The sequence below is a fragment of the Tenggerimyces flavus genome (assembly GCF_016907715.1).
GTDB classification, from domain to species: Bacteria; Actinomycetota; Actinomycetes; order Propionibacteriales; family Actinopolymorphaceae; genus Tenggerimyces; species Tenggerimyces flavus.
The window spans coordinates 5108965-5132076 of record NZ_JAFBCM010000001.1 but is presented as its reverse complement, the minus strand read 5'-3'; the positions used below and the strand labels follow the sequence as shown (position 1 = coordinate 5132076).

Here is a 23112-nt window from a genome sequence, read left to right as displayed (position 1 = left end):
ACAAGGGTGCCCCCGACCCAAGCCACATTCCTAGCCGTAGGCGCGCAGGAACGCCTCGGCGCCGGCCTTCGCGAACCGCTGCAGCTCCTCGTCGGTCACGACGTCCGGCCGGCCGCTGAACATCGTGTGGTTGCTGGGGATCCACAGCAACAGGCCGGCGAAGTGGTTGGCGGCCAGCTGCGGATCCTCGGCGCGGAGCTTGCCCGCCTCGGTCAGAGCGCGGAAGTGCTCGCCGACTGTGCCGAGCACCCGGTCGAAGCCGCCCTTCCAGTACGCGTCCGCGACCTCGGGGAAGCGCGGCGCCTCGGCGATCACCAGCCGGCGGATGCGCTGCACCTTCGGGTCCATGACCAGCCGGGTGAACCGCAGCGCGAGCGTGTGGATCCATGCGTCGACGTCCTCGATCGTCGCCGGATCGGGCAGCTCCAGCAGCGCGCCGTCGACCTGCTTGCCGATCTGGTCCACGATCTCGCGGAACAGGCTCGCCTTGTCCGAGAAGTGCTTGTAGAGGGTCTGCTTCGAGACAGCGGCCGCGGCCACGACCTCGTCGAGATTCGCGCCGACGAACCCCCGTTCGCTGAACACCTCGGTGGCGGCGTCCAGCATCACTTGCCGCTTGGCTTCGCCTCGATCAGGCATCGAGTCCCTCCCGAAGATCGGTCGCCCGTGGAGTCTAGACGGTACCGGACCGTACTGCTACGGTACTGAGCCGTACCGTACGGAACAGTACCGTACTCAAGTGGGAGGGACCACGACGATGACCAGCACTGTCACCTCTGCCGACGGCACCAGCATCGCGTTCGACAGCACCGGCTCCGGGCCGGCGCTCATCCTCGTCAATGGCGCCATGAGCTTCCGCGCGTGGAGCCCGACGCTGCAAAGTCTCCAGGCCGGGCTGGCCGACGGGAACACCGTCTTCAACTACGACCGCCGCGGACGAGGCGAGAACGCGCTGATCGAGACGCCCGAGCCGGACGCCGCGACGGCCAAGCAGGCGGAGCTCGACGACCTGGCCGCGCTGATCGCGCAGGCGGGCGGCTCCGCGATCCTGATGGGCTTCTCCTCGGGCTCGGTGCTGTCGCTCGAGGCCGCGTTGGCCGGGCTGCCGGTCGCCGGGCTCATCCTGTTCGAGCCGCCGTTCGTCATCACGGCCGACCGGCCGTACGTCGGCGCCGACTACCGCGAACGCGTCCTGGCCGCGCTGACCGAGGGACGTCGCGACGACGCACTGACGGCGTTCCTGGTGGAGGCCTCGAACGTGCCGCCGGAGTTCGTCGGCGGCATGCAGGAGAGCTCGGCCTGGGCCGGCATGCAGCAGGTGGCGCCGACGCTCACCTACGACGCCGCGATCATGGGGCCGACCCAGACCGGCGACCCGTCGCTCCTGAAGAAGTTCGCCGCGGTCGACGTCCCGACGCTGACGATCGCCAGCCAGGGCAGCGATCCGTGGCTGCAGGCCGGTGCCGCGGCCACCGCCGAGCTCGTACCGAACGCGACGCACCAGGTGCTGCCCGGCGAGGTGCACGACCTCGACATCGAGCCGGCCCTGCCGGTGTTGAAGGCGTGGCTGGGTCAGCTGACGGCGGGACGGTAGGTGCCGAACGACCAGGCATTGCCCTCGGGGTCGACGGCGGCGTACTCGCGCGAGCCGTACGGCTGGTCGGTCAGCTCCATGATGATCTCCGCGCCGGCGGCGACGGCCTGTGCGTGGTGGGCGTCGGGGTCGTCCACCGCGACGTAGAGGGCCATCCGCTTGGCCTCGAACAGGTCGCCCTCGCCGCGCCGCGAGCTGAGCATCACCAGGCCGGTGTCGTAGGCCAGTTGGGCGTGGTTGATCGTGCCGTCGTCGCCTTCGTGGATCTCGTGGCGGACGAAGCCGAACGCGTCGACGAGGAAGTCGATCGCCTTGGGTGCGTCGTCGTAGCGGAGCGTGGGGTAGATGCGGGGTGCTGTCATGCCTTCGACGCTAGGCGTCGGCGGACGGCGGATCTTGAACGAAATCGACCTGCCCGGCGAGCCACGTGGCCGGCGGCGTGCCGGCGTGGCGGACGAACTCGCGGGTGAGGTGGCTCTGGTCGGCGTACCCGGTGGCGATCGCCGCGTCGGCCAGCGGGAGCCGCTGGATCGCTCGGGCGGCGTGCTCGAAGCGGAGCAGGCTCGCGGCCGCCTTCGGGGTGAGACCGATCTGCTGGGTGAAGCGGGTCGTGACGTGGCGGTGGCTGCGGCCCGTTTCCGCCACCAGCGTGGCGATGCTGGCGCGTCCGTGGGTCGCCTCGAGCCGATGCCAGAGCCAGCTGATCATCGGGTCGGGCTCGGGGTTGCCAGCTGCCCTGGCAAGCAGGGTGTGCTCGAGGAGCGTGAACCGCTGCGCCCAGGTCTTCGCCGAGGCGAGCCGATCGGCAAACGAGGCGCCGAGCCAGGGGAGGGCGTCGCCGAGCGGGACCGCCTGGTGGGCGAGCTCGGCGCCGGGGATGCCGAGGAGCCGGAACGCACCGAGCAGGGTGAGGTCGACCTGAACGCCGAACTGGCCGCCGGTGTAGCGCGTGGTGGCCGGACCCGGATGGGGGCCGGCGACGAACGACTCCAGCCGCTCCACAGTGTCGTTGGGGTAGTCCAGCTCGAGCGAGTCGCCGAACGAGATGATCAACGGCATCAGGCTTCCGGCCGGCATGGTGCGCTGGACGACGTCGACGGATCGTTCGCGATAGCCGCAGAAGCGGGCAATCGGACCCGTCTCGAGGCGGGTGGTAGCGATCTCCCACCAGCCGATGGGAGTCTCCGTTTTGCTGATCGAAACGGACCCCACCGATCAAGTATCCCAGCCTCGTAGCGGTACGCTGCGTGTACGAACCGTTGCCGGATTTGCCCCGAAAACGACACGCCGGAAGCGACACGCCGTCCGGCGTGGAAATTCTCGGTGGCCAGGGGGTGTCCGTGGTATGCGGCTGACCTGCGGTTCTTCACATCCGCGCAGGTCAGGAGGCGGTTGACAGTCCTCGCGCGCTGCATCATCGTCGTAGCTTGTCCACCGCAGGTCGACTAGCTCGGGGTCGATGCTCAGTGGCCGCTTCACCAGGGCGAAGCCAGTCCTGGTGTGGAGCGGCAAGCCGAGTCGTACCCCGCGCGGTGGGGTGGCCACGGAACGGGCCCGCCTCCCAGTAGACAACGGTCCTGTGCACGCAGCCCGCGTGTACTCGATCGGTCCGAAGGGATGGCGGGCCGTTCCGTCCTTGGCCCTTTCTCAGTGCCGGCACGCCATTGGTCCGCTGACCGTTATACGGTCCTGACACCTGCCCAGCACGCCGTCAGAAGGGCGCCCGGTGGCTTCTCGTTCCAGCACCGCTACGAAGACTCGACCGACCGAGGACGACAGCCCGCTCGGACCCGGTGGCCCGCCGCTGCTCGCGCGGCTCCCGATCGCGGCCGCGGCAGGCGTCGCGATGGCGCTCGCGTTCCCGCCGAACGACTGGGCCTACCTCGCGCCGTTCGCCGCCGCCACCCTCACCCTGCTCTGCATGGGCACCGGGATCGGCCGGGGCGCACTGATCGGGTTCGCGTTCGGGCTCGGCTACTTCGTGATGCTGCTCAAGTGGCTCGTCGTCATCGGGATCGACGCCTGGCTGGCCACCGGGGTGATCGAGGCGCTGTTCATGGCGTTACTCGGAGCGCTGATCTCGGTCGTCACCAGGCTGCGGTACTGGCCGTTCTACGTCGCCGCCCTCTGGGTCGGCATCGAGTACGCGCGCGCCCACATCCCGCTCGGCGGCTTCCCCTGGGGCCGGGTCGCGTACGCGTTCGACGACTCGCCGTTCGGCCACTGGGCCGCGATCGGCGGCGTCCCGTTCGTCACGTTCCTGGTCGTGCTCGCCGGCAACCTGCTGCTGTTCGCGATCGTCGCGAGCGACAGCCAGGCGCTGCTCCGGGTCATCGCGTTCGTGGCCGCGGTCGGGCTCCCGTTCGCCGGCCTGCTGATCCCGCTGCCGACCGCCGGGAACGGCACCGCCACGGTCGCGATCGTGCAGGGCAACATCCCCGGCCGCGGGCTCGAGCCGCTCGGCCGGGCGCGTACGGTCACCCGCAACCACCTCGCCGCCACCGAGGAGCTGATGCGCGGCGTCGCGGACGGGAAGTACCCACGGCCGGACTTCGTGCTGTGGCCGGAGAACTCCACCGACATCGACCCGTTCGACGACCCCATCACCCGCGAGACCGTCGAGTCCGCGGTCCGCGTCGCCGGCGTGCCGGTCCTCGTCGGCGCGATCCTGAACGGGCCTGGGCCGACGCACCGGCAGACGGCCGGCGTCGTGTGGGACCCGAAGACCGGGCCGGGTGAGGTGTACGCGAAGCGGCATCCGGTGCCGTTCGGTGAGTACATCCCGTTCCGCGCCCAGCTCACGCCGTACATCAAGCGGCTCGAGCTCGTCGGCCGCGACACCTACCCGGGCGACAAGCCGGGGCTGATGGAGATCGCGGGAACGAAGCTGGGGTTGGTGATCTGCTTCGAGATCGCCTACGACGAGATCGTCCGCGACGTGGCGGCGGAGGACAACACGCAGCTGCTGACCGTGCAGTCGAACAACGCCACGTACATGGGGAGCGGGCAACCGGAGCAGCAGTTCGCGATCACGCGGATGCGGGCGATCGAGTACGGGAAGGCCACGCTCGTGGCGTCGCCCAGCGGCATCTCCGGGGTGATCGCGCCGGACGGGCGGGTGATCCACCAGTCGCAGGAGGCGACCCGGCAGATCTACGTCGAGCAGGTGCCGTTGCGGACCCAACGTACGCTCGCCAGCGTTGCGGGTCCGGGGATCGAGTGGGGATTGGCTATCGTCGGCTGCTTCGCTGTGATTGCCGCCGTCTTCCTACGGCGCCGACGGGAGGGCTAGGTCTGTGGGGGAGCTGGGGCGCGTCCTGGTGGTCGTGCCGACGTACAACGAGTCCGACAACCTCGAACGCATCCTCGCCCGCGTCTTCGCCGCGGCGCCGTCCGTCCACGTGCTCGTCGCCGACGACGGCTCGCCGGACGGGACCGGGGAGATCGCGGACCGGCTGGCCGCCGAGGACTCGCGGGTGCACGTCCTGCACCGGCCGCTCAAGGAAGGGCTGGGCCGTGCGTACGTCGCCGGGTTCCGGTGGGGACTCGCGCGCGACTACGACATCCTGTGCGAGATGGACGCGGACGGGTCGCATCCGCCCGAGGCCCTGCCGGCCCTGCTCACGGCGCTGACCTCGGCCGACCTCGTGCTGGGATCGCGGTGGGTGCCCGGCGGTCGGGTGGAGAACTGGCCGATGACGCGGGAGCTGTTCTCGCGCTGCGCCAACCTCTACACGCGGATCGCGCTGGGGATGCCGTTGCGGGACGCGACAGCCGGCTTCCGGGCGTACCGGCGGGAGACGGTCGAGGCGATCGACCTCGACGGCGTGGCGTCGTTGGGGTACGCGTTCCAGATCGACCTGGCGCTGCGGACCATCCGGGCCGGGTTCCGCGTGGTCGAGGTGCCGATCACGTTCACCGAACGCGAGTTCGGGCGGTCGAAGATGAGCCAGCGGGAGATCGTCGAGGCGCTCTGGCGCGTCACGCTGTGGGGGTTGGGGTACCGGACCCAGCAGGTGCGGGAACGACTGGGCGGCCGGAAGGCGTTGACCCGGAAGGGGTGATCGCGACTATGTGGCCACTGATTCTGGCGGTTTTGTTCATCGGCGTGCCGATCCTGGAGATCTACGTGATCATCCAGGTGGGACAGGTCATCGGCGCCTGGTGGACGGTGGGCCTGCTGCTCGCCGAGGGCTTCCTCGGCGGTTGGCTGGTGAAGCGTGAGGGCCGGCGTGCCTGGTCCGCGCTGCAGGGCGCGTTCCGCGGCGGCAAGCTGCCGAACCGCGAGGTGGCCGACGCGGCGCTGATCCTGGTCGGCGGCACGCTGCTGTTGGCGCCGGGGTTCGTGACGGACGTGTTCGGCTTCTTCATGGTGCTCCCGTTCACCCGCCCGTTGGCGCGTCGCGCGCTGACCTGGGTCGCGAACCGGCAGGTGAAGAAGGCCGTGGCACGCCGGTCCGCGGGTGCTCCGGGCTCCGGCCCGACCACAGTCATTCAGGGCGAGGTGCTGAACGGGGACCAGCCGCCTCCTCGCTGATCACGATGCCGAGTGCCCCGGCGAGGGCGTACGAGAGCGCGACCAAGTCCGCCGCGTCGATGGTGGCACCGGCGAGGTTCTCGACGTTGCCGATCTGATCGAGGACGCAGTTCGTGAGCCGCGCGCCCTTGAGGTTGGCCTGGGCGAACTTCGCGCCGGTGAGGTCGCAACTGGTGAACTGGACACCGCGCAGATCGGCGTTGCCGAAGTCGGCTTGGCGAAGGCTGCAGCCGTCGAAGACCGTCTTGCTGAACGTGCTGAACCTGAACGCCGAGAGGTCGAGGCGGCAACGGTCGAACGTGACCTCGCGGATCGTTCCGTCGGCGAACCCGAGCCCGGTCATGCGCAGGCCTTGGAGCTCGCTTCGGATGATCGAGGAGCCGATGGCCTGCACGTTCGCCAGGTCGGACTCCTGCAGCCGGCAGTCGGCGAACGTCGTCTTGCTCAGCCTCGAGCCGCTGAGGTCGACCTGGTCGAACGTGCACTCGGTGACGTCAAGGAGATGCACGTCGAGGTCGGCGAGGTGCGTGTCGGTGAACGCGAGGCCGTGCAGATGGCCGTCGTCCTCGGGTTGGTGCTCGGGGAGGGTGGCAGGAATCAGGTCGCGGGGGAGTCGCGGTTTCACTGGCGGCTTGAGGGATGGCGGCACCGGTCGAACCTAGCCGAGCCTTCCGACAACCCCTCGCACCCCGGACAGCACCAAGCCGCGTCGCCGGGGGGTCGCGACGCGGCTTGGGTCTTGGTACGGCTCAGGCGCTCTTTCGTTGCCTTGGGGGCTTACCGCCGCGGGGGCGGTGCAGGTGCTCTGGGCCGATCTGTCCGGAACGCAGGAGTTCGAGGCGTTCGGACAGCAGCTCTTCCAACTCGTCGATGCTGCGTCGTTCGAGCAGCATGTCCCAGTGGGTCCTCGCGGGCTTCACGTGCTTCGGCTCCGGCTGGTCACCGTCCAGGCGGACGCCCTCCGCACCGCAGCGCGGGCATTCCCACGCGGATGGAACCTCGGCTTCGGCGGCGAACGTCAGCTCGAAGTGGTGCGCCTGCGGACAGGTGTAACCCACCAGCTGCCGAGGCGCGGGCGTGATCTCCCGTTCGTCCTCGTAGCTGGACGCTCCGAGCCGTGAGCCGCGCAGTGCGCGCTCTGACATGGATACTCCGTTCCCCCTGCAGTCTTTCGCTGGTCCGACAGACGGTCCAACGACCGGACACCCCTGAAGATTCCCGTTCCGGCATCCACCGAATCCTGACCCGAGTCAGCTACCTCACACCACGGCCGGCTGCTCGTTGCCCGCCTCCCGGATCGCCCGCCGCGGGTCGACGCGCAACAGCAGCACGAAGCCGACGACGAAGAAGACGATCAACGCGATGATCGCCGGCCGGTACGAGTTCGTCAGCTGGTGGACGACGCCGAACACCAGCGTCCCCAGCCAGCTCGTCCCTCGCTCGCACGCCTGGTAGAGCGAGAAGTACTCCGCCTCCCGTCCCCGCGGCACGAACTGGCTGTAGAGCGACCGGGAGAGCGCCTGCGTCCCACCGAGCACCAGCCCGATGAACACCCCGAGCACGAGCACCGGCACGATCTGCCGGACCGGGAGGAAGTACGCCGCGATCACCACGAACACCCAGATCACCAGCGCCCCGAGGATCGTCTTCTTGCTCCCCAACCGCCCCGCCACGCGCCCGAAGAGCAGCGCGCCGCCGAACGCGACGAACTGGACGATCAGGATCAGCACGATCAGCGTCGACTGACCCATCCCGAGCTGCGACGACGCGTACACCGACGACGCGTAGATCACGGTCTGCACACCGTCGTTGAAGAACAGGTACGCGATCAGGAACAGCAGCGTCATTGGGAAGGCCCGCGCCTCGCGCAGCGTCGTGAACAGCTGCCCGAAGCTCTGCCGCACCACCCCGGCCCGCGTGGAGACGGTGACCACCGCGACCGGCGGTCGGTTCCGCAGGCCGAAGAACGGGATGAACGTGAAGCCCGCCCACCACACTCCGGCCGACGCGATCGAGATCCGCACCGCGTCGCCGCTCGACAGCCCGACCAGGTCGTGGCCCTGCACCAACGCGAGGTTCAGCACCAGCAGCAGGCCGCCGCCGAGATAGCCCAGAGCCCAGCCCCGCGACGAGACCCCGTCGCGTTCGTCCGGTGTGGCGATGTCGCACAGGATCGCGTCGTAGACGACCAGGGACGAGGCGAGACAGATGTTGCCGACGAACAACAGCAGCACGCCGAGACCCCAGTTGGTCCCGGCGACGAAGAACATGCCGACGTTCGCGGCGGCGCCGATCCAGGCGAGTCCGACGAGCAGGTTCTTCTTGTGCTGGGACCGGTCGGCGAAGGCGCCGACGATCGGCAGCAGGATCGCGGCGAGCAGCGTCGACGCCGTGATCACGTACAGGGGCAGCGAGCCGGGGGAGATCGGGATGCCGAGCAGATGCAGGTCGGTGGTGCAGGGATTCTCCGGCGTACCGGTCCGCCCGCACGCAGCGCGCTCGGCGACCGAGATCAGGTACGGGCTGAACAGGACGTTGAGAACGGTGGTCGCGTACGCGGAGTTGGCCCAGTCGTAGAAGTACCACGCGCGCTGCTCGCGGCGGCGCTCGGTGGCGTCGGGGTACGACGCCGGCGTGGTCCCCGTGCCCGTGTCAGTCATGCACGCATCATGGCGTCCACTGCCCGCGTTCGGTGAGGACATCCCGAAGCGTGTCGATGCGATCGGTGATCAGCCCGTCGACGCCGAGATCGAGCAGCGCGCGCATCTCGTCCGGCTCGTCGACGGTCCACACGTGCACCTGCTTGCCGAGCGCGTGCGCGAGGTCGACGAAGCCCTTGGTGAGGATGCGGAAGCCGTAGTACGAGACCGGCACCTGCACGCACGGCACGTCGGCAACGAGCAGTCGACCGAGGCCGCGGGGGAGCGGCAGCCGGACGAGCGCGATGCCCAGCGGCGCGAGGCCGCTCGCGACCTCGGGACCGAGCAGCTTTCGGGCCCGTTTGATGCGGCGGCCGGAGAACGAGGAGACGCAGATCCGGTCGTGCGCGTTGGTCCGTTCGACCGCCCGGACCAGCGGCTCGATCGCGTTCGCCTCCTTGACGTCGATGTTGAGGCGGGCGTCGGGCCAGGTGTCGAGGATGTCCTCGAGCAGCGGGATCGGCTCGCGGCCGCCGATCCGGGCCTTCTCGACCTCGCGGAACGGCATGTCCGCGATCCGTCCCTGCCGGTCGGTGACCCGGTCGAGCGTCTCGTCGTGGAACGCGATGAGCACGCCGTCCGACGTGGCGTGCACGTCGGTCTCGAGGTAGCGGTAGCCGAGGCCGACGGCGTTGCCGAAGGCGGCCATCGTGTTCTCGATGCCATCGTTCGGCTCGTACTTGGCGCCGCCGCGATGAGCGAAGGCCAGCGGGCCGGGATGATCCAGGAACGGATAGCGCGCCCAGCGCGGAGTGTCGCCCACGTGCGCAGTATGGCCGAGCGGAGCGGCCCACATCGTGGGAATCTCGCCGTCCCTGGGCAATTCTCCGGCGCCTTAGCACAGCGAGCCTGTGGACGGAGCGCGCAATCCACAGGCCGATTCGGGCATTCTGCCTGCATGGACGATGTGCGACCCGTACCCGTCGAGCGGATGGAGCCGGCGGCGCTGGAGACGCCGGAGGCGATCCGCGCCCATTTCGACGCGCTGGTGGGACCGGTGCGGCGAACCGAGTTCACCGCGTACGGCGTGCTCTGCGACCAGCAGCACCGACCGCAGGCCAACCGCGCCGTCGACGGCTGCCCGGAGCACCCGTCGGTGCAGGAGTGCGCCCGGCTGGTCAGCACGTTCGCCGAGGTGCTGGCCGCGTCACATCCGCACGGCCGGCTGCTGCTCGGCGTGTCCCGCCCCGGGCCGGACCACGTCGTCGAGAGCGACCGGCGTTGGTACCAGGGCCTGAACAGAACCTGCGCCCTGCACGACGTCCGCCCCCTCGGCGTCTACGTCCTGACCCCCACCGGCACGTTCGCCGTGACCTTGGACGACATCCTCTAGCCTGGGTCCGCATGGACCTGTCGCTCGCCGAGGCACGCCGGATCGCCTTGTCGGCGCAGGGCTTTGGGCGGGTGCCGGCCAAGGCGACGTTGGCGCACGTACGCAAGGTCGCGGACAAGCTCCTGACGATCCAGCTCGACTCGGTGAACGTGCTGGTCCGCTCCCACTACCTGCCCGCGTACTCGCGCCTCGGTCCGTACCGGCGCACGGCGCTGGACGACCTGACGTACGACCGCAAAGAGCTGTTCGAGTGCTGGAGCCACGCGAGCTGCCTGCTGCCGGCGCGACTGTTCCCGCTGATGCTGCACCGGATGCTGGCGATGCGGACCAGCCGCACCTGGTCGTCGGGCGCCCCGGTCGAGGGCGACGAGCACATCGAGGCGGTCCTGCACGAGATCTCCGAACGCGGCCCGCTCGCCGCGGCCGACCTGACTGACGGCGGCACGCGTACCGGCAAGTGGTGGGGCTGGAGCAAGGGCAAGGCCGCGCTGGAGGCGCTCCTGGAGTGCGGCTATCTCGGCATCGCCGGCCGGCGCGGGTTCACGCGCGTGTACGACCTGATCGAGAACGTCATCCCCGCCGAGCATCTCAACGCGCCCGTGCCTGACCGCGAGGAGGCGCAGAAGGAGCTGCTCTGCCTGTCCGCCGGAGCGCTCGGCGTCGCCACCGGACGGCAGCTCAGCGAGCATCTCGGGCTGCACAGCTTCCGGATCCGTGTAAGGCAGGAGAACGGCAAGCCGAGCCGGGCGATCTGGCCCGCGCTGCTGAAGGAGGTGGTCGCCGAGGGGCGCCTGGTGCCGGTCGCGGTCGAGGGCTGGAAGGACCCCGGCTACGTACTCCCGGGAACGCGGGTGCCGAAGCCGGTCCAGCTGCGGGCGCTGCTGTCGCCGTTCGACTCGTTCCTCCGGGTCTCCTCCGCGGCGCTCTGCGGCTTCACCAACCCGGTCGGCCTGCAGCTCTACGTCCCTGCCGAGCGCCGCCAGTACGGCTACTTCGTACTTCCGTTCCTGCTCGGCGACACCCTCGTCGGCCGCTGCGACCTCAAGGCCGACCGCCAACGCGGCACGCTGATGGTCCAGAGCGCGTACGTCGAGCCCGGCCACGACCCCAAGCACGTCGCCCACGAGCTCGCCGCGGAGCTGCGGCAAATGCAGGCCTGGCTGGAGCTCGAAGACCTCGAGGTCGCCGACCGCGGCAACCTCGCCAAGCAGCTGCGACGCGCGCTCTAGCCTCGTGGTCGCCTTACCCGGCCAGTGGCCGCTCTACCTGGCGTCCACCCCACGTAAAGCGGCCAATGATCATGTAAACATGATCATTGGCCCCAGGGCGGGCCGGACCGGTCGAACCAAACCGCCGGACGAAAGATCGAGGCTAGAGACGCGCCACTGAACGCGCGACCCACTCCTCGAACTGCGCGTACTCCACCCGCTGCTCCGACGTCGACGGCTCCCGCAGGTCGAGGATTCCGTCGGCCGCGTCCAGCAGGTCCCAGTACGGGTGGTGGTCGGTCACCGTCGCACCGGACTGGTACAGCGCGAGGAACCGGTCGGCGAACTCGCCGCCGTAGCGGCCGGCGAGGTTCAGCCGCATCCGCGCCAGGTCGATCCCGCGCGGGCCGAGGCAGCCGGTCGTCCAGTCCACGATGCCGACGAGGTGCTCGCGGGTCCACAGCGACTGGCCGGGGTGGTAGTCACGGTGGATGAACCCGGGGTCGAAGTGCGGCGGCCGCGACGCGACGACCTCGAACACGCGCTCCCACACCTTCGGCTCTCGCGACCAGGTCGGCGGGCGGCGGTCGCCGTCGATCTTGCGGTCGTAGTACGGGCGGTACGCCGGCAGCGCCTTCACCACCGGCAGGTCGATCGCGTGGATGACGTGCAGCATGTCCGCGAGCGCGACGAGGATGCGGTTCGGGTCGGTCGCCTGGTCGGGCGGGCCGCCCGGCAGCCGCGTGGTCAGCAACGTCGGCAGGTCGCAGGTCGTCGCCATCGTGTCGGCGGCGAGCAGCCGCGGCGCGGGAACGTCGGTCTGCTCGAGCATCCCGAGCACGGTCGCCTCGTTCGACGGGAGGTACCAGGGGTCGGACGCGAGCCGCTCGACGTGGTGGTACCGCCGCAGCATCAGCCGGTGCAGGACACCGCTCGCGCTGAGTACGTCCACGGCGTGCAGCGCGGTCGACGCCGTCGGCAGCTCGCGGAGTGACGCGATCAGGCTGCCCGAGCCCACCGCGGCACGCACCCACCGCAGCGTCGCCTCATCGGGCGGAAGCTGCTCGGCGGAGTCGGACATGCCCTCGGCGGTCATCAGCCGTGACACTACCGGCGCCGGCCAACAATCTCAGCGAGCAATGTCACCTGGTTACGGCATGATCGTCGGCATGCGCTTAGGGGTCGTGGGGACAGAGAGCTCACACGTCGAGCTGATCGTCCGGCACCTCAACCTCGAGCACCGCTTCGGCGGCTGGCGCGTCGCCGCGCTGTGGGGCGCCGACGCCCAGCGGACGAACGATGTCGCCAAGCAGGGCGGCGACATCGCGGTGGTCTCGACGCCCGAGGCGCTGCTGGAGAACGTCGACGCCGTCGTCGTCGCCGACCGCGACGGCGCGGACCACCGAGCGCACGCGATGCCGTTCCTCCGGGCCGGGATGCCGGTACTGGTCGACAAGCCGTTCGCCACGAACGTGGGAGACGCCGACGCGATGCTCGAAGCGGCGAACGCGTCCGGCGCCGCACTCCTCTCGGCCTCGGCGCTGCGCTGGGCCCGCGAGGTCGTCGAGACGAGAGAAGCGCTGCCGTCCATCGGCGGCGCGCGGATCGTCGTCGCCACCGGCCCCGCGGATCCGGACAACGCCTACAGCGGCTGGCACTACTACGGCGTGCACCCCGCCGAGATGGCGCTCGCCATGGTCGACGGCGACCTCGGCCCGGTCATCACCACCCGCTCCCGCGGCATCCTCACGCTCGCCACGACGGTCGGTGCCACCCACGTCGTCGTCAACCTCGTCCAGCCGTCCGACGAGGGGCGCGTGCCGTTCCACCTCCAGGTCGTCGGCGCGCACGGCATCCTCAGCCGCGAGGTCCCGCTGGCCGACGCCTACCTCGCGCCCGTGCTCGAACGCTTCTTCGCTCTCGTCCAGAACGGCGACCGCCCGCTCTCCGACGCACAGATGCGCCGCTCGGTCCAGCTGCTGGCGGCGGTCGACCGTGGCTAGAACCCGCGTCGGCATCCTGGGCCTCGGCAGCGTCGGACGTACGCATGCCAAGGCGCTCGCGCGGCTCGCAGACCAGGCCGAGCTCGTCGCCGTCAGCGGCGGCGCCAGCACCGATCTCACCGAGCTCGGCTGGCCCGACGCCGAGCGCACGAGCCACGACGCCCTCCTGGAACGCAGCGACCTCGACCTCGTCGCGATCTGTGGACCCAGTGCCCTGCACGCCGAGCAGGCCATCCGGGCGCTGAAGGCCGGCAGCGACGTCGTCGTCGAGAAGCCCCTCGCCCTCACCGTGAAAGACGCCAAGGCAGTCGCCGCCACCGCGAAGGAGACGGGACGGCAGGTCAGCGTCGTCTCCCAACGCCGCCTCGAGCCGCAGAACCAGTACCTCAAAGTCAAGCTCGACGCCGGTGAGCTCGGCACCCCGATCCTCGGCGAGGCGTTCCTGCACTGGCACCGCGACGACGCCTACTACGCGCACGCGCCCTGGCGGTCGAAGCAGAACGAGGGTGGCGGCTCCCTGTTCAACCAGGCCGTCCACAACGTCGACCTACTGACCTGGCTGCTCGGGCCCGTCGCCGAGGTCACCGCCCAGTACGGCACGCTCGGCCACGCCGGACTCGACACCGAGGACACGACCGTCGCCACCCTCAGGTTCGCCAGCAACGCCCTCGGCGTCGTCGTGTCCACGACCGCCACCAAGCCCGGCGATCCCGCCCGCCTGGTCGTCTACACGAGCAAGGGCACGATCGAGCTCGCGAACGCCGAGGTCACCCGCTGGGACATTCCCGGCGTCCCGCCACCACCCACCCCGAGCACCGCGAAGAGCGGAGCGAGCGATCCCGCCGCGATCGGCGTCATCGGCCACGAGACCCAGTGGCGCGACGTTCTGGCAGCGTTCCGCGACGGGAGGCCGCCCGCCGTCACCGCCGAGGCAGGGCTCGCCACCGTACGACTGCTCTGTGCCATCTACGAGGCCGCCGACAGCGGCCGAGCCACGCCAGCAGGAGGCTGAGTTGCGACGCTTCGAGGGCAGGACCGCGCTGATCACGGGCGCCGCGCACGGGATCGGCCGCGCGATCGCGACCCGGCTCGGTGGCGAGGGCGCGCAGGTCGCGGTCCTCGACATCGACGCCGACGGCGTCCAGCAGGCCGCCGCCGAGCTGGCGAACGAGGGCGTCGACAGCCTCGCGATCCACTGCGACGTCACCCAGCGCGCGTCCGTCGAGGCCGCGTTCGCCGCGGCCATCGAACGGTTCGACAAGCTCGACGTGCTGGTCAACAACGTGGGGGTCGCCCGCGACGTCCCGTTCGAGGAGACCGACGAGGAGGAGTGGGCACGCCAGGTCGAGCCGACGCTCGGCGGCGCCGTCCGCTGCCTGCAGACCGCGCTGCCGCACCTGCTCCAGACCAAGGGCACGGTCGTCAACATCGGCTCGGTGAACGGGATCACCGCGTTCGGCAACGAGGCCTACTCCGCCGCCAAGGCCGGCCTGCACAACCTCACCGAGAACCTCGCCATGCGCTACGCCCGGCGCGGCATCCGCGTGAACGCGGTCGCGCCCGGCACCGTCCGTACGCCCGTCTGGGCCCGGCGCCTCGCCGAGAACCCCGCGATCTTCGACGACGTCGTCCGCCACTATCCGCTCGGGCGGGTCGGTGAGCCGGAGGACATCGCCGCGGCGGTGGCGTTCCTGGCCTCCGCTGACGCATCCTGGATCACGGGCGTGGTGCTGAGGGTCGACGGAGGGGTACTAGCCGGACACACGGGGTTCCTGCAAGATGTGTTCCAATCCGGCCACGAGACATGATCCACAGCGTTGCGGTCCTGCCCCTAAGCTGGCGGCATCCGTCCCCCTTCGGAGAGGCCCAACCGGAACGTGTACGACATCTCGTTGCTCGGCGGCTCGGTCGTGGAACACGCGGGTGGGACGCCCCGGCGTGCGGACCTCGCGATCACCGGCGGCCGCATCGCGGCGATCGGCGAGCTGACCGGCGCTGAGGCGCACACGGTCATCGACGTGACCGGCCAGCTGCTGTTTCCGGGGATGGTCGACGCCCACGTCCACGCCGACGCCGTCCTCACCCGGCCCGAGGTGCAGGAGGCGATGCTCCGCCAGGGCATCACCTCGGTCGTGCTCGGCCAGGACGGGCTGTCGTTCGCACCAGGGTCGACCGAGACTGTCGCGTACGTCGCGCGCTACTTCGCCGCGGTCGACGGCGCGCCGCCGGAGGAGCTCGCGAACGGCTGCTCGGTCGCCGACCTGCTCGGCTTCTTCGACCGGCGGACGCCGCTGAACGTGGCCTACCTCGTCCCGCTCGGCACGGTCCGCCAGGACGTCCTCGGCTCCGGCTCGGTCCGCGCGAACGACGCCGAGCTCCGCACCATGGCCGCCCTCGTGTCGCAAGGCCTCGACGAAGGTGCGGTCGGGGTGTCGACCGGCTTGGAGTACGTGCCCGGCGTGTTCGCCGACCTGAACGAGCTCACCGCGCTGTGCGCGCCGGCCGCCCGCATCGCCGCGCCGTACGTGAGCCACCTGCGCAGCTACGACGACGGCGCGCGGGTCGGGATGGCCGAGGCCGCCGACATCGGCAAGGCCACCGGCATCCCGCTGCACATCTCGCACTACCGCGGCCACGCGCCCCGGCTCGTCGCACGGCTCGAGGAGTGCCTCGCCGACGGGCTGGACGTCACGTTCGACTCCTACCCGCACCTGTGGGCGAACACGATCCTCGCGATGAAGGCGCTGCCGGCGACGTTGCAGGAGGGTGGCGTCGACGTGACGCTCAGCCGGCTCGCGGACCCGGCCGTACGCGAGCAGCTCGCCCGCGACTGGTTCCCGACCGTCGAGGAGACGATTTCCCCGTCTGTGTTGGGATTCGTCGCCAGCTCACGGCTGCGGTGGGCGGAGGGCCTCACGGTCGCGGAGGCCGCGGCACGGATGGGCATGTCGTTCGGCGACGCGGTCTGCGAACTGATCCTCGACAGCGACGTGGCGGTCGGCGCGATCGTGCCGGCGCCGAGTGGGGCGGGGGAGTCCGACGTGCGGGAGCTGCTCCGGCACCCCGCGCACATGGGCTGCTCGGACGGGATCTACCTCGGCGGGCATCCGCATCCGCGCGGCTGGGGTGCGTTCGCGCAGTTCCTCGGCAAGCACACCCGCGAGCTCGGCGACTGGACCTGGAACGAGGCGAGCTGGCATCTGTCCGGTCACCCGGCCTCTCGCTTCGGGCTGGCGGGGCGTGGCACGCTGGCGGTGGGCAACGTCGCCGACATCGCCGTCGTCGACCCGGAGCTCGTCGGCGACCGGGCCACGTACGACGAGCCACGGCTGCTCGCGTGCGGCGTCAACCACGTTCTCGTCGCGGGGGAACCGGTGCTGGTCGACGGCAAGCTGACCGGCGCGACTCCCGGTCGCGCCCTGCGCAGAGGAGAGGTCGGGCTATGAGCGAGGTCCGTGCGTACGATCCGGACGTGCTGGCCTCGGCTTTGCGCCAGCTCGCCGCGCAGCCGATCAGCCCAGCGGAGAAGGGCTTCACGGCACTGCCCAGCATCACTGCCGACGATGTTGTCAAGCGCAACTTGACGGTGCGCGGAGGCGAGCTGACGTACCCGCTGATGGTCGTGCGCGACTCGGCGCTGACGTCGAACGTCGCGACGATGGCCGCGTGGTGTCGCAAGCACGGCGTGGAGCTCGCGCCGCACGGCAAGACGACGATGTCGCCGGAGATCACCGCCCGGCAGCTCGAGGCCGGCGCGTGGGGGATCACCGCGGCGCACATCGGGCAGGTGCGCGCGTACGTCGACCTCGGCGTGCGGCGGGTTCTGCTGGCGAACGAGCTGGTCGACCCCGCCGGGATCGGCTGGCTGGCCGACTCCTTGTCCTCCGATCCGGGGCTGACGTTCGTGGGTTATGTGGACTCGGTCGAGGGCGTGGCGCTGCTGGACCGCGAGCTGACGGCGCGCGGTGCCTCGCGGCCGCTGGCCGTGATGGTGGAGCTCGGGGTTCGGGGCAAGCGGACGGGCGCCCGTTCGGCCGAGGCGGCTGTCGCCGTGGCGCGCGCCGCTGCGGCGACGACGACGGTCGACGTGGTCGGCGCGACGGGCTACGAGGGCGTGCTCGGACACTCCCGTGCGTCGGCGGATCTGGCGGCCGCGGGTGCGTTCTGCGCGGAGATTCGTGCGCTGGGGTTGGAGCTTTCCCAGCAGGGCCTCGTTCGTGGCACGGAGCTGGTAGGCGTATCGGACGGGTTGCTGCTGTCGGCCGGCGGGAGCACGTACTTCGACGTGGTCGCGGAGCACCTGACCGGCGAGGAGCCGGCGACCGTGGTGATCCGCAGTGGGGGATACGTGACCCACGACGACGGGCTGTACACCGAGTCGACGCCGCTGCCGACCGGCGGTGTGCCGTACGCCCTGCAAGCGGCGATTGACGTGTGGGCGTACGTGCTGTCGCGGCCGGAGCCCGGGCTCGCGCTGGTCGGTGCGGGACGGCGGGACTTCCCGTTCGACGTGGCCTGGCCGGTGGTGCGGTCGGCGTACTCGACGTCTGGCGAGGCGCGTTCGACGGACGGCATGACGGTCACCGGCCTGAACGACCAGCACGGCTTCGTCGAAATCCCGGAGAGCTCGGAACTGCGAGTGGGCGACGCGATGTGCTTCGGCGTCGCCCACCCCTGCACGGCGTTCGACAAGTGGCGCCTGGTCCCGATCGTCGACGACGACGGCGTCATCGTCGAGGTCGCGCACACGCTCTTCTAATGGCTCGCACCGGTCGGCGGCACCAGGCGTCGCCTTCTCGGCTACGGCACCGACGACGCCACGAGATCACGTTGGCTCACCGACATCGGTGGGACGTCGTCGCTGCATAGCGGGGCCGAGAAAGCAACGCCGCCGCCGACGCTCATGCGAGCGGTTTCTAGCGCTCGCTATCGAGGTGCGCCATCTGGCTCTCTGGATAGCGGTCTCCGGCGGCCGAGCCCTCCGGTATGGCCGCCTCGATCGCGGCGAGGTCCCCGGTGCCGAGCTCGAGGTCGAGCGCTGCCAGTGACTCCGCGAGCTGGTCGCGACGGCGGGCGCCGATGATCGGGACGATGTCGTCGCCGCGCGACGCGACCCAGGCGATCGCCAGCTGGGCGACGGTCGCACTCTTCGACTCCGCGACCTTGCGGAGCGCGTCCACCAGCTCGAGGTTGTGGCGGACGTTCTCCTCGTGGAACCGCGGGCTGAAGCGACGGAAGTCGCCTTCCTGCGCGGTTTCGGGTCGCCAGCGTCCGGACAGCAGGCCGCGGGACAGCACGCCGTAAGCGGTGATGCCGACACCCAGCTCCCGCGCCGTCGGCAGGATGTCGGCCTCGATTCCCCGTGACAGCAGGGAATACTCGATCTGCAGGTCGCTGATCGGATGCACCGCGTTGGCCTTGCGGAGCGTCTCGGCGCCGACCTCGGACAGCCCGATGTGGCGTACGTACCCGGCCTGCACCAGCTCCGCGATCGCGCCGACGGTGTCCTCGATCGGGACACGCGGGTCGAGTCGCGCCGGCCGGTAGACGTCGACGTGGTCGGTGCCGAGGCGGCGGAGCGAGTAGGCCAGGAAGTTCTTCACCGCCGCCGGGCTGGTGTCGATGCCGAGCCAGCCGCCGGCGGGGTCGCGCATCCCGCCGAACTTCACGCTGATCGTCACCTCGTCCCGGTTGCGGTCGCGGAGGGCTCGGTTGATCAGCAGCTCGTTGTCGCCCATGCCGTAGAAGTCGCCGGTGTCGATCAAGGTGACGCCGGCGTCGAGCGCGGCGTGGATCGTGGCGATGCTCTCGATGTCGTCTGCGGGGCCGTAGGCGCCCGACATGCCCATCGCGCCGAGCCCGAAGGCGGAGACGTTCGGGCCGTTCTTGCCCAGTGTTCTGATGTCCATGAGTCCGACTGTGCTGCGGGACCGGCGGTCGCGGGAGGGACCGTCAGTCCCTGGCTAGCGCCCCCCTGGACTGCCCTGGCGCGGCGGGAGCGGGCCCCTAACGCGGAGCCGTACCCCACCAGGTCTCGCATTAACGCGAGGAATCTTGCGTTAGATACCTTCCAGGGGTACCTTCGGCTCATCAACCACAGATACCCCCCAGTGGTATTGCGAAGGAAGGTCACCGCCATGTCTGGCGTCGAGAGCGCACCGCCCGTTCAGGGCACGCGTTGGAAGGTTTGGCTCGGGCTCGCGATCCTCGCGCTGCCCGCGATGTTGCTGTTCATGATGCTCACGATCTTGTTCCTCGCCATCCCGCAGCTTGCCGCGGACCTGCGGCCCAGCCCGACCCAGACGCTGTGGATCATCGACATCTACGGCTTCCTGATGGCCGGCCTGCTCGTCACGATGGGCACGCTGGGGGACCGGATCGGGCACCGCCGGCTGCTCGTCGGAGGTGCGGCGGTGTTCGCCGTGGTCTCCGTGCTCGCCGCGTTCACGACCGATCCCGGGATGATGATCCTCTGGCGCGCGGTCCTCGGCATCGCCGCGGCGACCCAGATGCCCGCCACGCTCGGCCTGATCTTCGCCACGTTCACCGACGCCAAGCAGCGCGGGGTGGCAGTCGGCGTGTGGGCCGGCGGGATCTCGCTCGGTACGGCGCTCGGACCGGTCGTCGGCGGAGCGCTGCTCACCGCGTTCGACTGGCGGGCCGCGTTCCTCGTCGCCGTTCCGATCATGGTCATCGTCGCGATCGGCGCCCCGTTCCTCGTTCCCGAGAACCGCAATCCGGCCGCCGGCAAGCTCGATCTGTTCAGCGTCGGGCTCTCGCTCGCCATGTTGCTGCCGGTCATCTACGGCATCAAGGAGCTCGCCAAGCAGGGCAGCTTGGTGGTCCCGCTCGTCTCCATCGCGGTCGGGCTCGCGTTCGGCGTCTGGTTCGTCCTCCGGCAGCTTCGGCTGCCGCACCCGTTGCTGGACGTACGGCTGTTCGCCAACCCCGTGATCAGCGGCGCGCTCGGCGTGTTCCTGCTCGCCGCGACCGCGCTCGGCGGCGTCTACCTGCTCTTCACGCAGTACCTGCAGCTCGTCGAGGGCCTGTCCCCGTTGCAGGCTGGGCTCTGGGTGCTCCCCGCCGCCGCGCTGCTCGTCGTGGTGTCGTCGTTCTCGCCCGTTCTGGTACGAAGGATCCGGCCCGGTGTGCTGATCGCGGTCGGTCTCGCCGTGCAGGTCGTCGGCTACCTGATGCTCACGCAGGTCGGCAGCGGTGGCGGACTCGCGCTACTGATCGCGGGCTTCGTCGTGCTGTACCCGGCGGTGGCGCCCTCGATGGCTCTGACCACGAACCTCGTCGTGGGCTCGGTGCCGCCGGAGAAGACCGGCGCGGCGTCCGGATTGGCAACCACAGCGAGCGATCTGGGCATCTCGCTCGGCATCGCGGTCATCGGCAGCATCGCCGCCGCGGTCTCCCGCGCGCAGTTCGGTGGCGACCTGCCGGCCGAGGTCGCGCTGCCCGAAGCGGCGCGAGAAGCCTTCACCAGTGGGCTGAACGTCGCCGCCCTGATCGCCGCGGTCATCGCCGCCACGGCCGCGGTCCTCGCGGTGGTCAAGCTCCGCAAGGTGCCGACCACGGGATGAGGGGGTCGTGTCTGGCAAGGACGGAAGTGCCTGTCCTGCTGAGGAGACTTGTGATGAGTGATCCGAGCGGGAAGGCACCCCGTAGGTGAAGCGTCGCGGGTCGCCTTACCCGGCCAGTGACCACTCTACCTGCCGTCCACCCCGCGTAAAGGGGCCAATGATCATGTAAACATGATCGTTGGCCCCAGGGCGGGCGGGGCCGGGCGAAACCACCGCCGGACGAAAGATCGAGGCTAACTCGTGGGGCAGGCGTTCTTGCTCAGAAGCTGCGGTGCGGGGTTGTCGGCCTCCAGGCTGTACTGCTTGCCCTGCAACACCGGAGTCACGATCTCCGACGGGGGCGCGTCGCCGGACGCGTCCTCGTCGAAGAGCTGCTCGTAGTGCAGGTGCTCCACCCGCGTTCCAACCTTGCCCACCGCGCCGATCGGTTGCCCCGCCACGACCTGCTCGCCGGGCTCTACGCGGATCTTGTCCATGTGCAGGTAGATCGTGTACCAGCCCTTGCCGTGGTAAAGCTTCACCCCACCCGGCCGCACGAGCCGGCGGACCTCACCCGTCGCCGACGCCACGACCGTGCTGCCCGCGGTCTTCGCGCCGAGGCGGAAGAAGTCGACCTTCTTGTCCTCCGGGTTGTGGCTCGCGTACGTCGACAGCCGCCACAGCTGCCCACAGGCGAAGGGCAGTTGGAAAGCGGGCCGGGCATTGAAGTCCGGCGGATCGGTCAGCCGCCCGACGCGTCCGAAGATCGCTCCGACGACAAGGATCGCGGCGATCGAGCCGGCGATGAACAAGGACGTCGAGAGCCGTCGGCTCATCGCCATGCAGAGTGCTCCGATCCACCGGTGAGGACGCGTGCTGTCGGTGCCTCAACGTACGAAGATCGACCGAAGTTTCCCCGATGTCGGCACCAAGCACAAAGGTAAAGGATCGGCTAAGTTGCTGGCCATGAGCGAACTGATGTGCCCGAAGTGCCATGGCCCCATGAGGCAGTACGAACGCGGCGGCGTCACCGTCGACCAGTGCGAGGAGTGCCGCGGCATCTTCCTGGACCGAGGTGAGCTCGAGCGCCTCGTGGACGCGGAGACCCGCTGGCACGGCGGCCAGCAGGCACCGCCGCCGCCCCCGCCGCAGCAGCCATATCCGAACCAGCAGGGTGGCTACTACGGCCGGCAGTCCCCGCCCCCGGGATACGGCAGGCAGTCGCCGCCGCCCGGGTACGGACACCACGGCGGCCACCGCCGCAAGCGTTCGTTCCTCGACGACCTGTTCGACTAGTCGCATGGTCGCGCTGGCGCGCTCCGAGCCAGCAGGAACGCACGAAGGGGCAGGCCGCACTGCGCGGTCTGCCCCTTCGTGGCTGAAAGCTGGTCGAGCTCAGCGGGTGCGCTTGGCGGTCTTCTTCGCCGGCTTGACCGCCGCCTCGCTGGCGACCGCGGCACGCACCGCGGCGTAGTTCTGGCCGGCGTCGGCGAACAGCTTCGCCACCGCCGAGTCCGCGTCGCCGAGCAGTCCGAGCAGCACGTGCTCGGTGTCGACCGCGGCCGAGCCCACCCGCAGCGCCTCGCGCTCCGCGAGCTCCAGCGCCTTCACGCCGCTGCGGCCGAGCGCCGGGTTCGTGGTCTTGCGCTTGGTGTCGCCGGGCAGCGCCGCCCGGGCCGACTTGCGCAGGTCCGCCGTGCGCAGTCCGAGCGTCTTCAGCGCCGAAATCGCCGCACCCGTACGGTTTTCGAGCAGTCCGAGCAGTACGTGCGCATCGTCGACACTGCGATGTCCGTGCTCACTGGCCAGCGTCCGAGCGGCCTCGATCGACGTCGCTGCGCGAGCCGAGTACGGAAGTCCGCGTCCCGTCGCCGCCGCGAAGTCAGCACTCTCCGACGCGACGAACCGCTGCTGCGCGGCCTGCCGAGTGACGCCGAGCGCGCTGCCGATCTGCGTCCACGAAGCGCCGCCCTGCCGAGCCTCCTCGACGAACTGCGCGATGACGTGCTGCGACAGCGTCTCGAGCCGAGCCGCCATCGCGCGGGCACCACTGACGCGGTCCAACGCCGAGCCTGGGTTCGCCTCGGCGACGACGTCGATGATCTGATCCAGGTCGATGTTCTTGGCAGCCATGCGTCAAGGGTTGTTTGACAACGGTGCGTTTGTCAAATGC

At 70.1% G+C, this 23112-nt stretch carries 24 protein-coding genes; 13 read left to right on the top strand and 11 right to left on the bottom strand.

The annotated features are described in order from the left end of the window. Positions 1–30: 30 nt before the first annotated feature. Positions 31–639, bottom strand: a complete 609-nt coding sequence (locus JOD67_RS24020) for a TetR/AcrR family transcriptional regulator (protein ID WP_205119956.1) — start codon at positions 637–639, stop codon at positions 31–33. 118 nt (positions 640–757) lie between these two features. Here JOD67_RS24020 and JOD67_RS24015 point away from each other — a divergent pair, with 118 nt between their 5' ends. Further along, positions 758–1594, top strand: coding sequence for an alpha/beta fold hydrolase (locus JOD67_RS24015; protein WP_205119955.1), 837 nt, complete (start codon positions 758–760; stop codon positions 1592–1594). Here the strand turns inward: JOD67_RS24015 and JOD67_RS24010 are convergent. Together JOD67_RS24010 and JOD67_RS42035 are read right to left on the bottom strand one after the other, a co-directional pair. After that, positions 1573–1956 (bottom strand): VOC family protein, encoded by a 384-nt coding sequence (locus JOD67_RS24010; protein ID WP_205119954.1) that lies wholly within the window; start codon positions 1954–1956, stop codon positions 1573–1575. The two genes, JOD67_RS24015 and JOD67_RS24010, sit on opposite strands and share 22 nt — an antisense overlap. A 10-nt stretch (positions 1957–1966) precedes the next feature. Next, positions 1967–2806 (bottom strand): AraC family transcriptional regulator, encoded by an 840-nt coding sequence (locus tag JOD67_RS42035; protein WP_205119953.1) that lies wholly within the window; start codon positions 2804–2806, stop codon positions 1967–1969. A 514-nt stretch (positions 2807–3320) separates the two neighbouring features. Here JOD67_RS42035 and lnt point away from each other — a divergent pair. Genes lnt through JOD67_RS23990 form a run of 3 tightly spaced genes read left to right on the top strand, consistent with a single transcriptional unit; the run spans position 3321 to position 6131 of the window. Then, positions 3321–4886 (top strand): apolipoprotein N-acyltransferase, encoded by a 1566-nt coding sequence (gene lnt / locus JOD67_RS24000; protein WP_307782526.1) that lies wholly within the window; start codon positions 3321–3323, stop codon positions 4884–4886. Positions 4887–4890: 4 nt separating this feature from the next. Further along, positions 4891–5658, top strand: a complete 768-nt coding sequence (locus JOD67_RS23995; protein WP_205119952.1) for a polyprenol monophosphomannose synthase — start codon at positions 4891–4893, stop codon at positions 5656–5658. A gap of 8 nt (positions 5659–5666) precedes the next feature. Then, positions 5667–6131: an FxsA family protein gene (locus JOD67_RS23990; RefSeq protein WP_205119951.1), complete on the top strand. Its 465-nt coding sequence runs from the start codon at positions 5667–5669 to the stop codon at positions 6129–6131. Here JOD67_RS23990 and JOD67_RS23985 read toward each other — a convergent pair. The 4 genes from JOD67_RS23985 to JOD67_RS23970 form a co-directional block, all read right to left on the bottom strand. After that, entirely contained in the window at positions 6085–6780 is a 696-nt protein-coding gene (locus JOD67_RS23985; protein ID WP_205119950.1) for a pentapeptide repeat-containing protein, read from the bottom strand. The two genes, JOD67_RS23990 and JOD67_RS23985, sit on opposite strands and share 47 nt — an antisense overlap. Positions 6781–6880: 100 nt before the next feature. Next, positions 6881–7276: an RNA polymerase-binding protein RbpA gene (locus JOD67_RS23980; RefSeq protein ID WP_205119949.1), complete on the bottom strand. Its 396-nt coding sequence runs from the start codon at positions 7274–7276 to the stop codon at positions 6881–6883. 114 nt (positions 7277–7390) lie between these two features. Beyond that, positions 7391–8791 (bottom strand): MFS transporter, encoded by a 1401-nt coding sequence (locus JOD67_RS23975; protein ID WP_205119948.1) that lies wholly within the window; start codon positions 8789–8791, stop codon positions 7391–7393. 7 nt (positions 8792–8798) lie between these two features. Next, a complete protein-coding gene (locus JOD67_RS23970; RefSeq protein WP_307782525.1) occupies positions 8799–9593 on the bottom strand; it encodes a glycerophosphodiester phosphodiesterase family protein in 795 nt (264 codons plus the stop codon). A 135-nt stretch (positions 9594–9728) separates the two neighbouring features. Here JOD67_RS23970 and JOD67_RS23965 point away from each other — a divergent pair, with 135 nt between their 5' ends. Together JOD67_RS23965 and JOD67_RS23960 are read left to right on the top strand one after the other, a co-directional pair. Beyond that, positions 9729–10163, top strand: coding sequence for a hypothetical protein (locus JOD67_RS23965; protein ID WP_205119946.1), 435 nt, complete (start codon positions 9729–9731; stop codon positions 10161–10163). A gap of 11 nt (positions 10164–10174) precedes the next feature. Next, a complete protein-coding gene (locus JOD67_RS23960) occupies positions 10175–11392 on the top strand; it encodes a winged helix-turn-helix domain-containing protein (RefSeq protein WP_205119945.1) in 1218 nt (405 codons plus the stop codon). Between the two features lie 142 nt (positions 11393–11534). Here the strand turns inward: JOD67_RS23960 and JOD67_RS23955 are convergent, their stop codons facing one another. Continuing rightward, positions 11535–12467 (bottom strand): phosphotransferase family protein, encoded by a 933-nt coding sequence (locus tag JOD67_RS23955; RefSeq protein WP_205119944.1) that lies wholly within the window; start codon positions 12465–12467, stop codon positions 11535–11537. Positions 12468–12540: 73 nt separating this feature from the next. On the opposite strand from JOD67_RS23955, the gene JOD67_RS23950 reads away from it, so the two are divergent. The 5 genes from JOD67_RS23950 to JOD67_RS23930 all read left to right on the top strand — a co-directional run bounded on the left by JOD67_RS23950 (position 12541) and on the right by JOD67_RS23930 (position 18133). After that, on the top strand, positions 12541–13374 hold the full coding sequence (locus JOD67_RS23950; RefSeq protein WP_205119943.1) for a Gfo/Idh/MocA family protein: 834 nt from the start codon (positions 12541–12543) through the stop codon (positions 13372–13374). Then, positions 13367–14386 carry a Gfo/Idh/MocA family protein gene (locus tag JOD67_RS23945; protein ID WP_205119942.1) on the top strand — a complete coding sequence of 340 codons (1020 nt, stop codon included), beginning with the start codon at positions 13367–13369 and terminating at the stop codon, positions 14384–14386. Before JOD67_RS23950 ends, JOD67_RS23945 begins: the two co-directional genes overlap by 8 nt. A 1-nt stretch (position 14387) precedes the next feature. Next, a complete protein-coding gene (locus JOD67_RS23940) occupies positions 14388–15182 on the top strand; it encodes an SDR family NAD(P)-dependent oxidoreductase (RefSeq protein ID WP_205119941.1) in 795 nt (264 codons plus the stop codon). Positions 15183–15251: 69 nt separating this feature from the next. Next, complete coding sequence (locus tag JOD67_RS23935; RefSeq protein ID WP_205119940.1) at positions 15252–16820, top strand: N-acyl-D-amino-acid deacylase family protein; 1569 nt, start codon at positions 15252–15254, stop codon at positions 16818–16820. After that, on the top strand, positions 16817–18133 hold the full coding sequence (locus JOD67_RS23930; protein WP_205119939.1) for a type III PLP-dependent enzyme domain-containing protein: 1317 nt from the start codon (positions 16817–16819) through the stop codon (positions 18131–18133). The genes JOD67_RS23935 and JOD67_RS23930 overlap by 4 nt, the downstream gene beginning before the upstream one ends. Positions 18134–18290: 157 nt before the next feature. On the opposite strand, the gene JOD67_RS23925 is transcribed toward JOD67_RS23930, so the two are convergent. Further along, complete coding sequence (locus tag JOD67_RS23925; protein WP_205119938.1) at positions 18291–19283, bottom strand: aldo/keto reductase; 993 nt, start codon at positions 19281–19283, stop codon at positions 18291–18293. 228 nt (positions 19284–19511) lie between these two features. Between JOD67_RS23925 and JOD67_RS23920 the strand changes: the two genes are divergently transcribed. Continuing rightward, positions 19512–20960, top strand: coding sequence for an MFS transporter (locus JOD67_RS23920; protein ID WP_205119937.1), 1449 nt, complete (start codon positions 19512–19514; stop codon positions 20958–20960). Positions 20961–21193: 233 nt separating this feature from the next. Here the strand turns inward: JOD67_RS23920 and JOD67_RS23915 are convergent, their stop codons facing one another. Then, positions 21194–21775 (bottom strand): M23 family metallopeptidase, encoded by a 582-nt coding sequence (locus JOD67_RS23915; protein WP_205119936.1) that lies wholly within the window; start codon positions 21773–21775, stop codon positions 21194–21196. Positions 21776–21905: 130 nt separating this feature from the next. Between JOD67_RS23915 and JOD67_RS23910 the strand changes: the two genes are divergently transcribed. Then, a complete protein-coding gene (locus JOD67_RS23910; RefSeq protein ID WP_205119935.1) occupies positions 21906–22235 on the top strand; it encodes a TFIIB-type zinc ribbon-containing protein in 330 nt (109 codons plus the stop codon). Between the two features lie 99 nt (positions 22236–22334). Here the strand turns inward: JOD67_RS23910 and JOD67_RS23905 are convergent, their stop codons facing one another. Beyond that, entirely contained in the window at positions 22335–23072 is a 738-nt protein-coding gene (locus JOD67_RS23905) for a Clp protease N-terminal domain-containing protein (RefSeq protein WP_205119934.1), read from the bottom strand. Between the last annotated feature and the right edge of the window lie 40 nt (positions 23073–23112).